The sequence below is a fragment of the Escherichia sp. WS33 genome (genome assembly GCF_046486385.1).
GTDB lineage: Bacteria > Pseudomonadota > Gammaproteobacteria > Enterobacterales > Enterobacteriaceae > ECMA0423.
The window spans coordinates 205,430-218,112 of sequence record NZ_JBJQLJ010000001.1; the positions used below are offsets into that span (position 1 = coordinate 205,430).

Here is a 12,683-nt window from a genome sequence, read left to right on the forward strand (position 1 = left end):
CAAGTCTTGATAGTCAAGGGGAAAGAGATGCGGAAAATGAAGCCTTGATCCCTTTTTTCTTCTTTTTGTCTGCTATCAGCGTAGTTAGCCCTCTGGTATGATGAGTCCAACTTTGTTTTGCTGTGTTATGGAAATCTCACTATGGTCATTAAGGCGCAAAGCCCGGCGGGTTTCGCGGAAGAGTACATTATTGAAAGTATCTGGAATAACCGCTTCCCTCCCGGGACTATTTTGCCCGCAGAACGTGAACTTTCAGAATTAATTGGCGTAACGCGTACTACGTTACGTGAAGTGTTACAGCGTCTGGCACGAGATGGCTGGTTGACCATTCAACATGGCAAGCCGACGAAGGTGAATAATTTCTGGGAAACCTCTGGTTTAAATATCCTTGAAACACTGGCGCGACTGGATCACGAAAGTGTGCCGCAGCTTATTGATAATTTGCTGTCGGTGCGTACCAATATTTCAACTATTTTTATTCGCACCGCGTTTCGTCAGCATCCCGATAAAGCGCAGGAAGTGCTGGCTACCGCTAATGAAGTGGCCGATCACGCCGACGCCTTTGCCGAGCTGGATTACAACATATTCCGCGGCCTGGCGTTTGCTTCCGGCAACCCGATTTACGGTCTGATTCTTAACGGGATGAAAGGGCTGTATACGCGTATTGGTCGTCACTATTTCGCCAATCCGGAAGCGCGCAGTCTGGCGCTGGGCTTCTACCACAAACTGTCGGCGTTGTGCAGTGAAGGCGCGCACGATCAGGTGTACGAAACAGTGCGTCGCTATGGGCATGAGAGTGGCGAGATTTGGCACCGGATGCAGAAAAATCTGCCGGGTGATTTAGCCATTCAGGGGCGATAATCCCTTCCGTTTAAAGAGCAAACCCCTCAAACGAGGGGTTTTTTGTTGTTTTTACAGATTTCCCATTCTTGGCGGGCAACGTTCCAGCAACTCGATGCTGCCGTCTTCGTTTTGCTGTTCGAGCATCACATCAAATCCCCACAGGCGATGCACATGCTTCAGCACTTCTTTGCGCCCCCGATCCAGCGGTGCGCGATTATGTGGAATGTAACGCAGCGTCAGCGAACGGTCGCCGCGCAAATCCACGTTCCAGATCTGAATATTCGGCTCCAGATTACTTAAGTTATATTGCGACGATAACCGGTTACGGATCTCCCGATAACCTTCTTCATTATGAATAGCGGAAATCTCCAGATAATTATGCCGATCATCATCCAGCACGGTGAAGAAGCGGAAATCACGCATCACTTTCGGTGACAGAAACTGGCTGATAAAACTCTCATCTTTGAAATCACGCATCGCGAAATGCAGCGTTTCCAGCCAGTCGGAACCGGCGATATCCGGGAACCAGTATTTGTCTTCTTCCGTTGGCGACTGACAAATCCGTTTAATATCCTGGAACATGGCGAACCCGAGGGCATACGGGTTGATGCCGCTGTACCACGGGCTGTTATAGGGGGGCTGGAAGACCACATTGGTGTGGCTGTGCAAAAACTCCAGCATAAAACGTTCCGTTACTTTCCCTTCATCATACAGATGGTTAAGGATGGTATAGTGCCAGAAGGTCGCCCAGCCTTCGTTCATCACCTGAGTCTGTTTTTGCGGATAAAAATACTGGCTCACCTTACGCACAATACGCAGGATTTCACGCTGCCATGATTCCAGCAGTGGCGCATTTTTCTCCATAAAATAGAGCAGGTTTTCTTGTGGTTCGGACGGATAGCGGCGCGCTTCAGCAACCGTTTTCTCTTCCTCGCGCTTCGGCAGGGTACGCCAGAGCATATTGACCTGACTTTGTAGATACTCTTCGCGACTTTTCTGCCGGGCTTTCTCTTCTTGCAGCGAGATTTTTTGCGGGCGTTTGTACCGGTCCACGCCGTAGTTCATCAGCGCGTGGCACGAGTCCAGAAGCCGTTCTACTTCATCAACGCCATAACGTTCTTCGCACTCGGTAATATATTTACGGGCAAAAATCAGATAATCGACAATCGAACTGGCGTCGGTCCAACTGCGGAATAAGTAATTGTTTTTAAAGAAAGAGTTATGCCCATAGCAGGCGTGTGCCATCACCAGCGCCTGCATGGTAATGGTGTTCTCTTCCATCAGGTAAGCGATACACGGGTTAGAGTTAATGACGATTTCATAGGCCAGTCCTTGCTGACCGTGCTTATACAGCCGTTCAGTCTCGATAAACTTTTTACCGAATGACCAGTGCGGATAGTTAATTGGCATGCCGACGCTGGAGTAGGCATCCATCATCTGTTCTGAGGTTATCACTTCAATCTGGTGCGGGTAGGTATCCAGCCGGTAGAGTTTCGCCACCCGGTCTATCTCTGCCAGATAAACATCCAGCAGGTCGAACGTCCAGTCGGGTCCATCGCTCAAACGTGTGGTGTCCTTATTCATAGAATCGATCGTCGCCATACGCGCACCTCATTGTTGTCGGCGCTCTCTGTGTGGAGCACCTCATTTCAAGCATAGAACACCTGTTAAAAACCGCGTCGCCGGAGAATTTTTTTCTTTGCGATTTCTTATTATCAGAGTGCCACTAATCCGCTTCTGAACGGAATTTTATGCTGGATAAAAAGGGCGTTCAGCAGGAGATACTAAAGACGCCATATTGCCGCAGAGTCAGGGAGATGTGAGCCAGCTCACCATAAAAAAGCCGTATGTTGAATAATATTTTTAACTGAGTTATCAAGATGTAATTAGATTATTATTCTTTTACTGTATCTACCGTTATCGGAGTGGCTATGCGAGTTGTCATACTGGGAAGTGGTGTGGTAGGCGTTGCCAGCGCCTGGTACTTAAATCAGGCAGGACATGAGGTCACCGTCATTGATCGGGAGCCGGGGGCCGCCCTGGAAACCAGTGCCGCGAATGCCGGGCAAATCTCCCCCGGATATGCTGCACCGTGGGCGGCACCAGGTGTGCCTTTAAAAGCGATTAAATGGATGTTCCAGCGCCATGCGCCGCTGGCGGTTCGTCTCGACGGTACGCAGTTCCAGTTGAAATGGATGTGGCAAATGTTACGTAACTGCGACACCAGCCACTACATGGAAAACAAAGGGCGGATGGTGCGTCTGGCGGAATACAGCCGTGATTGCCTGAAAGCATTGCGCGCCGAAACCAATATTCAGTATGAAGGGCGTCAGGGTGGGACGCTGCAACTGTTCCGTACCGAACAACAGTATGAAAATGCGACCCGCGATATCGCCGTGCTGGAAGATGCCGGCGTACCGTATCAGCTGCTGGAATCCAGCCGCCTGGCGGAAGTGGAGCCCGCGCTGGCAGAAGTGGCGCACAAACTGACGGGCGGCCTGCAGTTACCCAATGATGAAACCGGAGACTGTCAGCTATTTACCCAGAATCTGGCGCGGATGGCGGAGCAGGCGGGGGTTAAATTCCGCTTTAATACGCCCGTTGACCAACTGCTTTGCGACGGCGAGCAAATCTACGGCGTGAAGTGTGGCGATGAAGTGATTAAGGCCGATGCGTATGTGATGGCGTTTGGTTCTTACTCGACGGCGATGCTCAAAGGCATTGTTGATATTCCGGTGTATCCGCTGAAAGGCTACTCGCTGACTATTCCAATTGCGCAGGAAGATGGTGCGCCAGTATCCACTATTCTTGATGAAACCTACAAAATCGCCATTACCCGTTTCGATAACCGCATTCGTGTTGGCGGAATGGCGGAAATTGTTGGTTTTAACACCGAGCTGTTGCAACCGCGTCGTGAAACGCTGGAAATGGTGGTTCGCGATCTCTATCCACGCGGCGGTCATGTCGAGCAGGCGACTTTCTGGACGGGTTTGCGCCCGATGACGCCAGACGGTACGCCGGTTGTCGGGCGTACACGCTTTAAAAATCTGTGGCTGAATACCGGTCACGGCACGCTCGGCTGGACGATGGCTTGCGGTTCCGGTCAGTTGTTAAGCGATCTGCTCTCTGGTCGCACGCCAGCGATCCCATATGAGGATCTAAGCGTAGCGCGCTACAGCCGTGGATTTACGCCATCACGTCCGGGCCATTTACATGGCGCACACAGCTAAGGAAACGAGATGACCCGTCCGATACAGGCCAGCCTCGATCTGCAGGCATTAAAACAGAATCTGTCCATTGTCCGCCAGGCCGCGCCGCACGCGCGCGTCTGGTCGGTGGTAAAAGCGAACGCTTACGGGCATGGTATTGAGCGTATCTGGAGCGCGCTCGGGGCCACCGATGGCTTTGCATTACTTAACCTGGAAGAGGCAATAACGTTACGTGAGCGCGGCTGGAAGGGGCCGATCCTGATGCTGGAAGGATTTTTCCATGCTCAGGATCTGGAGATTTATGACCAGCACCGCCTGACCACCTGCGTACACAGCAACTGGCAGCTCAAAGCACTGCAAAATGCGCGGCTAAAAGCACCGTTGGATATTTATCTTAAAGTGAACAGTGGGATGAATCGGTTGGGCTTCCAGCCCGATCGCGTGCTTACCGTCTGGCAGCAGTTGCGGGCAATGGCGAATGTTGGCGAGATGACCCTGATGTCGCATTTTGCCGAAGCGGAACATCCTGATGGAATTTCCAGCGCGATGGCGCGTATTGAGCAGGCGGCGGAAGGGCTGGAGTGTCGGCGTTCGTTGTCCAATTCGGCGGCGACTCTGTGGCACCCGGAAGCGCATTTTGACTGGGTTCGGCCTGGCATTATTTTGTATGGCGCTTCGCCGTCCGGTCAGTGGCGTGATATCGCCAATACCGGATTACGTCCGGTGATGACGCTAAGCAGTGAGATTATTGGTGTCCAGACGCTAAAAGCGGGTGAGCGTGTGGGCTACGGCGGTCGCTATACTGCGCGCGATGAACAGCGAATCGGCATTGTCGCCGCAGGGTACGCCGACGGTTATCCGCGCCACGCGCCTACCGGTACCCCTGTTTTAGTGGACGGCGTGCGCACCATGACGGTGGGGACCGTCTCGATGGATATGCTAGCGGTCGATTTAACGCCTTGCCCGCAGGCGGGGATTGGTACGCCGGTTGAGCTGTGGGGCAAGGAGATCAAAATTGATGATGTCGCCGCCGCTGCCGGAACGGTGGGCTATGAGTTGATGTGCGCGCTGGCGTTACGCGTCCCGGTTGTGACAGTGTAACTTGTTGTAAGCCGGATCGGAGACAGCGTCTTCTGGTTGCGAAAAAATCATCAATCCGGCTGGTCAGCAACTGTAGTTGTTAATGTGACAGAGCCATTGCCCATGATAGTGTCCATTAAAAGAATGGACACTATTTCCCCGGAACCTGAACTCACCGCACAGGCGTTCTACATAAAACGCTTACGCTTCATTGTTGACTCGAACTCGACTTCAGATAAATCACGCTTTACCCTTGATGGAGCCTGTACATAGATTTGTGTAATTGCCTGATTTTGATATGTTCAATTCAACATCAAATGAAGGTTAAATTATGGACGACAAACAATTGCAGGCTCAGGCTGCGTTCAGCAAAGCATCGCAACCGGCGATAGATGCTTCATTAAATTTAAGATTCAGCTTCCTCTTCAGCCACCCGTACGCCAATCTTCAACACTTCATTATCTTCTTTCTCGGCCACCGTCCAGATCATCCCGGCAAACTCTACCTGGTCACCGACAACCGGTGCCGCGCCTAACAACTGCTGGACAATTTCACCCAGCGTTTGCTGCTTATCACGATATTCTCGCCCGTCTTCCAGGCCATATATGAGCGCAACATCAGCATATTTGGCGCTGGCTTCGAGAATGAAGTCACCAAAGAAGCGTTGATCCAGCGCGACCGGCGGCGACTGGCTGAACAGTTTACCGAGCGCCGGAAGATCGCGTTCCCGACCAATTACACACAACACATCGCCTTCGCGCAGTCGGGTGCTGCCGGTAGGATGAAGCAACTGGTTATCACGAAACAGTGCCGCAATACGCGTCTCTTTTGGCATATGCAAATCGCGCAGTGCCGCGCCCACGCACCATTTATCGGCACTCAATTGATAAACAAACTGCTCCCACGGATTTTCCGGATGAATATCCAGGCCAACGCGTGACACCGGACGTCCCACTGGCGGAACCACCACTTTGGCTTTTTTAGCCGCCCACGAGAGTGATGTTCCCTGCAAGAGCAGTGAAACCAGAACCACAAAGAAGGCGACATTAAAGAACAGACGTGCATTCTCCAGCCCCGCCATCATCGGGAACACGGCCAGGATGATTGGCACCGCGCCGCGTAATCCTACCCAGCTGATAAACACGCGCTCACGCAGATTGAAACCGCGGAAGGGGAGCAATCCAGCAAATACCGAAAGGGGACGGGCGAAGAATATCATCCATGCCGACAAAATGAGCGCCGGAATGGCAATAGGCAGCAGATCGCTTGGGTTAACCAATAGCCCCAGCACCAGGAACATGGCGATTTGCGCCAGCCAGGCGAGGCCGTCGAAATTTTGCAGGATGCCGTAGCGGTTGCGAATCGGCCGATTACCCAGCAGAAAACCGCACAGATAAACAGCCAGAATACCGCTGCCTTCCAGCGCCGTGGTTAAAGCAAAAATTAAAATACCGCCGCTTAATGCCAGCAATGGATATAATCCGGCAGGCAGGGCGATGCGATTAATCATTTGCAGCAGTAAATAACCACCGCCAAGTCCGATGACAATCCCGAGGCCAAATTGCTGCAGAATATCGACCACGAACATCCAACTGACACTGCTTTCATGTTGCTGGATCATCGCAATCAGGGTAATCGTCAGAAAGACCGCCATTGGATCATTACTGCCGGATTCAATTTCCAGCGTCGAGCCAACACGTTCGTTAAGCCCCTTACCACCCAGCAGAGAAAAGACCGCTGCAGCATCGGTAGAGCCGACGATAGCGCCGATTAATAAGCCTTCAATCAAATCAAGATTAAACAGCCACGCCGCCATCATGCCGGTTAAACCAGAGGTGATAAGCACGCCCAGCGTCGCCAGCGACAGTGCCGGTCCTAACGCCACACGAAAGGAACTGGCCTGAGTGCGCATCCCGCCGTCGAGCAAAATAATCGCCAGTGCCAGGTTACTTACCATGTAGGCGAAGGGGTAATTATCAAACGGGATACCGCCGACGCCATCGACTCCTGCCAGCATGCCGATCGCCAGAAAAATAACCAGAATAGGAATGCCAAGACGGGAAGAAAATGAACTAAGTAATATACTGCTGGTGACAAGGATGGATCCTAAGATGAAAAGGCTAATTATTGTTGTGGCATCCAACGGTCGGTTACTCCTGATTACGCTGTCTCTTATATAAACCCTACCATATTAGCGGCAGAGACAGCGTTTTACTTAGCCCTGAAGCGTGATTTTTTTACATTTTAAGAACAGGATGACCGCTAATCGTCAACTGAGTGCCTTCCCGGGTGTTATTCAGAATGGCATGTGCGCCCAACGGCAGCGTAACCGTGCGTTGTTCATGACCAAAATCGAGGCCGGTAATGAGTGGAATCGACAGGCGGGAACGCAAAAACGCGTACACTGACTCCAGGTTGTAACCTGCGTCATAATCATTGGGCGTGCTGCCGCTAAAGCTACCGAGAATAATCGCCTTCTGACGTGGCAAAATTCCCGCATGATAGAGCTGCAACAGCATACGTTCGACGCGGAAAGGGTGCTCGTTAATATCTTCCAGCACCAGAATACCGTTCTCAATTTTTGGCATCCACGGTGTACCAATCAGTGAAATCAGCATCGCAAGATTGCCTCCCCACAACGTGCCTTCGGTCTGACATGTCGGGCCTTCCCCTTGCCATTCAATGGTGAAGGTTTTATTGCGTAACGCCAGCCAGAAATGGTGCTCGGTAAAGGCGTTCAGTTCATCCGCACCAAAGTTTGCTACCAGCATGGGGCCGCTAAAGGTGATGACATTGCCTTGCGCCAGAAGACCGCACTGAATGGCGGTAAAATCGCTATGTCCGCAAATGAGTAACGGGTCATGTTGTTGGCGAGCAACCAGTGCCTGCCAGTCAATATCTGCCAGTAAACGACTGGCACCGTAACCGCCGCGTACAGCCAGCACGATGGTGTTGGGGGTAGTCAGTCTGGCAAGGGAATTGAGATCTTCCAGGCGCTCCGTTTCCGTACCCGCAAAACGCTCACAACGACGGGCAATAACCTCGACGTTATTGACCTGATGCCCCTCGTCGGTAAGGCGATGGATACCACGCAGCGCGGCGTGCTGTTTAATGCAGTAACCCGATGGGGCAATTAAGTGAAACAGAGACATGGCAATTCCTTGCTGACAACAGAAACGAAATGTATATCATGCCGCTTAGGTGTGCCGTTGTCACCTCAACGGCGATTCCAGGCTATAAGGATAGAAGAAGTGAAATTGAGATGGTTTGCCTTTTTGATTGTGTTATTAGCGGGTTGTTCATCAAAGCATGACTATACGAACCCGCCGTGGAACGCGAAAGTTCCGGTGCAACGTGCGATGCAGTGGATGCCAATAAGCCAGAAAGCCGGTGCAGCCTGGGGCGTCGATCCACAATTGATCACGGCGATTATCGCTATCGAATCGGGTGGTAATCCGAATGCGGTGAGTAAATCGAATGCCATTGGTTTGATGCAGTTAAAAGCTTCAACCTCCGGACGTGATGTTTATCGCCGTATGGGCTGGAGTGGTGAGCCGACGACCAGCGAGCTGAAAAATCCAGAGCGTAATATTTCAATGGGGGCGGCTTACCTGAATATTCTGGAAACCGGCCCGCTGGCAGGCATTGAAGATCCGAAGGTACTGCAATATGCGCTGGTGGTGTCATACGCTAACGGGGCAGGTGCGCTGCTACGGACTTTCTCGTCAGATCGGAAAAAGGCGATCAGCAAAATCAACGATTTGGATGCTGACGAGTTCCTCGATCACGTAGCGCGAAATCATCCTGCGCCGCAGGCTCCGCGCTATATCTACAAACTTGAGCAGGCACTGGACGCGATGTAAATCAGTCGCGCACTTTGTCCGCTTTTTCCCGGGCTTCTCGCTCGAGAGAGAAAATAATCCGCTGTAATTGCCGCTCCACCGTCGGGCTGACGTTAAGAAAACGGAAGCTCAGACGGGGAGTGGTGATGGTTTCATTCTTGCCATCAATCACTTTGCGCTCGCTGATGGAGATTAACTGGGCGTCAAAGTGAAAAACACCCCATTGCCCCATGTTGACTTCAATCTGAGCGAAGCGCATGCCTTCTTGTAATTCGGCAGGCTTTGCTGTTTCCAGTAATGCGCCCATGCCGCCTAACGACAAATCATACAGGCGGAAACGTAACGTACTGTTATCCGCCAGTTTGGTCTGGCAAAAATAAGGCGGATGGAGTGGGGCGGAGATGCGGAAATATCGGCGTCGTTGTACAAACCATAAGGTGGGAGGCGGTACGGTGATAAATGCCGGAAGCTGCAAGTATTCACTCTGCTGTAGTTGTTCAACAGTAAACTCGACTTTCGCACCCTGAGTTTCGGCGGTAATGGTAATGTGCTGTGCCTTTAGCACGGCGATGTTGTCTTCGGCTTGACTGCCGAAATCCAGCACCAGTTTATCCGGGGTTATTGCCAGTATTTTGCTGATCAGCTGCCCGCCATTCCAACTGAGACGCAAAGGAATTGCGGCTTTGTGCAAATCGCGTAACACGCCCAGGACGGCTAACGGATTTTGTTTCAGGAACTGCTCATGGTAATGACTCACGCGGAAAAACTCCTGACTGACAAACTGTCTTTGGTTTATCGGTCACAGTTAACAAAACTTAATACAAATGCGTGAATATTTTTTACATGTTGTTCTTAAATCAGCCGACATACGCCCAGCATCGATCCCGCCCTTGCCTATACTTAGAGCGTTGACGTAAGCATTTCTTGCGTCCGATTCATCGAAACGAGGGCCTGAACATGGGAATTATTGCCTGGATTATTTTTGGCCTGATAGCCGGCATTATCGCCAAGCTAATCATGCCGGGGCGTGATGGTGGTGGATTTTTCCTGACCTGTATTCTCGGGATAGTCGGTGCGGTGGTCGGCGGCTGGCTGGCGACCATGTTTGGCATTGGCGGCTCCATCAGTGGTTTTAATCTGCACAGCTTCTTGGTGGCGGTGGTGGGAGCTATTCTCGTTCTGGGCATATTCCGCCTCCTGCGAAGAGAATAAGATTTTCATAAGGCGGATAGCGATACAGATGCCGCTATCCGCTTTCACATCAGAACGTATACTCGACACCTGCTTTACGGGTGAAAAAAATCAATATAGCACTTCGATATCCGATAAAGTCGGTTCCCGGTAACAACAACAGAATCCTTTTTTAATTATTGTTTCGTTGTTTTTGGTGTGATTCAGAAAATAAATATTTTAGACAGTAGCCAGTCAGGCGTTAAAAATGGGGCGGATAGTGAGGCGGTTTTGGCTGCGCTTATTGAACATTTAGAATTGATCAATCCTTCTGGCAGATTAAGCCAAAATACCCGTTCGGCAATGCTTCAGTTACGCGAAGAGGAATGGTCTGAATTCTTTTTTTGGTTGCTAAATTCTCTGGAGTGTCTGGATTATGTGATTATTAATTTAACTCCAGAAAGCAAAAAAACGTTGATGAGTGAACACCGTAACAATATTCAGGTAGCAATTGATGCTTTATATAGCCAACGTCGGCGTAAATCGCCGGGTGATGAAAGTGAAACACTTACCCGTAGAAATGACGCTATCTTCGGCAACCACGTATGGCAAACATTTGCGCAATACTTCCCGCCAGGACTTGAAAAACCGTCTGTGTAGAAAAAACCATAGCTATGGTGTTATCTGCCGACAACGCCATCCGGAGAAGCCGAATGACGTTGTCGGAGTAAGCGCTGGTTAAGGTGTGGGTTGTGCCTCTTTGGTTGAGGGTTGCGTCGTTGCTGACTTAACGGTCGGACGCGTCGCCGGAACATTGTCACACGGTTGCTCTTTCGGGCAGATCAAATCCAGCATTTTCAGCGTCACGCCATTGGTCCAGCCAAAGCCATCCTGTAATGGATATTCGCCACCGCCGCCCCCCGTTCCGGTGGTGCTGACATCATATTTTTCCACCAGCTTTTTCTCCCGGTCATAGGTGTGCTGAACATTGGTCAGGAAGTGCCAGCTAATGTCCATCGCCACCTCTTTTTGCCCGTAGTTTTGTAATCCTTCTGTCGCGACCCACTGTAACGGTGCCCAGCCATTTGGCGCATCCCATTGTTGCCCACTTTTCACCGACGTGGTGTTCAGGCCGCCGGGTTGCAGCAGATGTGTTTTCGTCGCCGTCGCCATTTTGTTGGCGCGATCTTTCGCTGCCGCATTGACGTACAGCGGGAACAGGGCGGCCGCGGTTAACTGATTGCGCACTTTATGACTTTTCAGGTCGTAATCGGCATACCAGCCTTGTTGATCGTTCCACATGTATTTTTCGATCCCTTTTTGACGGGCATTTGCCAGCGTTTCGTACTGGTTTGCCATCGCGTTATCTCCGGCAGCTTTGCTGGCGCGGGCGAGGATTTTTTCCATTTTAAACATCAGGCTGTTCAGATCGACCGGTACGATGCTGGTGGTGCGTAAGGTATTTAGTTGATGCGGGTTGTCCATCCAGCGCGAGCTGAAATCCCAGCCAGACGCAGCGGCAGAGCGCAGGTCGCGGTAAATTTCAGTGGCAGGTCGATTCGGATTGCTTTTGGCGGTGGCAATATCTTCCACCCATGACTCTGGTCGTGGCGTATCGCGATCGTCCCAGTAGCGGTTGAGAAGGGTACCATCCTGAAGTTTTACAACGCGTTTTTCCTGTTGTCCGGCTTGCAGGTTTTCAACACCGTCCATCCAGTAAGCATATTCTTTTTGCATTTGCGGCAGGTATTGCTTCAACGCGGCATCGCCTTCATGCTGCGCCAGTAACTCTACCATCAGGGCAAAGAAGGGCGGTTGCGAGCGGCTTAAATAGTAACTGCGGTTGCCGTTGGGAATATGACCGTAAGTGTCTATTTCATGAGCAAAATTGGCCACCATATCCGCGACTTTATCCCAGTGACCGCTTTCGGCAAGTCCTAACATGGTGAAGTAACTGTCCCAGTAATATACCTCGCGAAAACGTCCGCCCGGCACGACATAAGGTTCCGGCAGCGGTAACAGAGAATCCCATTTTTCGGTGTTTTCGGTAGAACGCGTTAATACCGGCCAAAGTCCGTCAATATGTTCGCGCAGTGACTGCCCCTCTGGCGGAACATATTTCTCGCCCTCTTTCGGCAGGGTGAAATTGACGTTAACGAAATGGCGCAGATCAAATCCGCTCTGGTTTTGCTGCATCCGATAATCAGCAAGGATCATCAGCGGATCGCTGTTCGGCACGGCATCGGCAAAGGTTTTTTGGTCCGGAAAAAGTTTGGCGTTTTGCACATCATTAAACAGCGGCCCTAATAAAATATCAGGCGGCTGTGGTGTTACCGGTGTTTCTTCTGCCTGCACCGATAGCGCAGCGAAACACAAAAAGATACAGGCTGGAATTAACGCCATTTTTTGCGGGCGAGAAGGTGCGGGGGATTTCATCAATCATTCTCCTTTGGCGAAACCGAATAAAACGGTATTCAAGTATCAGAAAACCTTAGTTCAGGATCGCACTAGCTGCATGATCGAAATCTCATTCTGCGAA

The 12,683-nt window shown here is 51.1% G+C and carries 11 protein-coding genes; 6 read left to right on the forward strand and 5 right to left on the reverse strand.

All coding sequences use genetic code 11. The features are described 5' to 3' along the window. Positions 1 to 141 precede the first annotated feature (141 nt). Positions 142 to 861, forward strand: coding sequence for a fatty acid metabolism transcriptional regulator FadR (fadR, locus tag ACJHXA_RS01095; RefSeq protein ID WP_000234823.1), 720 nt, complete (start codon positions 142 to 144; stop codon positions 859 to 861). A 51-nt stretch (positions 862 to 912) separates the two neighbouring features. Here fadR and ACJHXA_RS01100 read toward each other — a convergent pair whose 3' ends face one another. Further along, the gene (locus ACJHXA_RS01100) at positions 913 to 2,445 is read right to left on the reverse strand and encodes a SpoVR family protein (RefSeq protein ID WP_000190854.1); all 1,533 of its coding nucleotides are present in this window, start codon (positions 2,443 to 2,445) and stop codon (positions 913 to 915) included. Positions 2,446 to 2,774: 329 nt separating this feature from the next. On the opposite strand from ACJHXA_RS01100, the gene dadA reads away from it, so the two are divergent. After that, positions 2,775 to 4,073: a D-amino acid dehydrogenase gene (gene dadA / locus ACJHXA_RS01105; protein ID WP_001266908.1), complete on the forward strand. Its 1,299-nt coding sequence runs from the start codon at positions 2,775 to 2,777 to the stop codon at positions 4,071 to 4,073. A 9-nt stretch (positions 4,074 to 4,082) separates the two neighbouring features. After that, the gene (dadX, locus tag ACJHXA_RS01110) at positions 4,083 to 5,153 is read left to right on the forward strand and encodes a catabolic alanine racemase DadX (RefSeq protein WP_000197840.1); all 1,071 of its coding nucleotides are present in this window, start codon (positions 4,083 to 4,085) and stop codon (positions 5,151 to 5,153) included. Positions 5,154 to 5,538: 385 nt separating this feature from the next. Here dadX and ACJHXA_RS01115 read toward each other — a convergent pair whose 3' ends face one another. Then, positions 5,539 to 7,275 carry a potassium/proton antiporter gene (locus ACJHXA_RS01115; RefSeq protein WP_000340206.1) on the reverse strand — a complete coding sequence of 579 codons (1,737 nt, stop codon included), beginning with the start codon at positions 7,273 to 7,275 and terminating at the stop codon, positions 5,539 to 5,541. 94 nt (positions 7,276 to 7,369) lie between these two features. Then, positions 7,370 to 8,284, reverse strand: a complete 915-nt coding sequence (gene ldcA, locus ACJHXA_RS01120; protein WP_000051548.1) for a muramoyltetrapeptide carboxypeptidase — start codon at positions 8,282 to 8,284, stop codon at positions 7,370 to 7,372. Positions 8,285 to 8,383: 99 nt separating this feature from the next. On the opposite strand from ldcA, the gene emtA reads away from it, so the two are divergent. Continuing rightward, complete coding sequence (gene emtA / locus ACJHXA_RS01125) at positions 8,384 to 8,995, forward strand: membrane-bound lytic murein transglycosylase EmtA (RefSeq protein WP_001295616.1); 612 nt, start codon at positions 8,384 to 8,386, stop codon at positions 8,993 to 8,995. 1 nt (position 8,996) lies between these two features. Here the strand turns inward: emtA and ACJHXA_RS01130 are convergent, their stop codons facing one another. Beyond that, positions 8,997 to 9,731, reverse strand: coding sequence for a flagellar brake protein (locus ACJHXA_RS01130; RefSeq protein ID WP_000020161.1), 735 nt, complete (start codon positions 9,729 to 9,731; stop codon positions 8,997 to 8,999). A 200-nt stretch (positions 9,732 to 9,931) separates the two neighbouring features. Between ACJHXA_RS01130 and ACJHXA_RS01135 the strand changes: the two genes are divergently transcribed. Together ACJHXA_RS01135 and ycgY are read left to right on the forward strand one after the other, a co-directional pair. Further along, a complete protein-coding gene (locus ACJHXA_RS01135; RefSeq protein ID WP_000511313.1) occupies positions 9,932 to 10,186 on the forward strand; it encodes a GlsB/YeaQ/YmgE family stress response membrane protein in 255 nt (84 codons plus the stop codon). A 177-nt stretch (positions 10,187 to 10,363) separates the two neighbouring features. Next, positions 10,364 to 10,804, forward strand: a complete 441-nt coding sequence (gene ycgY / locus ACJHXA_RS01140) for a protein YcgY (protein ID WP_000615067.1) — start codon at positions 10,364 to 10,366, stop codon at positions 10,802 to 10,804. A 78-nt stretch (positions 10,805 to 10,882) separates the two neighbouring features. On the opposite strand, the gene treA is transcribed toward ycgY, so the two are convergent. Then, positions 10,883 to 12,580 (reverse strand): alpha,alpha-trehalase, encoded by a 1,698-nt coding sequence (gene treA / locus ACJHXA_RS01145; RefSeq protein WP_000841709.1) that lies wholly within the window; start codon positions 12,578 to 12,580, stop codon positions 10,883 to 10,885. Positions 12,581 to 12,683: the final 103 nt, after the last annotated feature.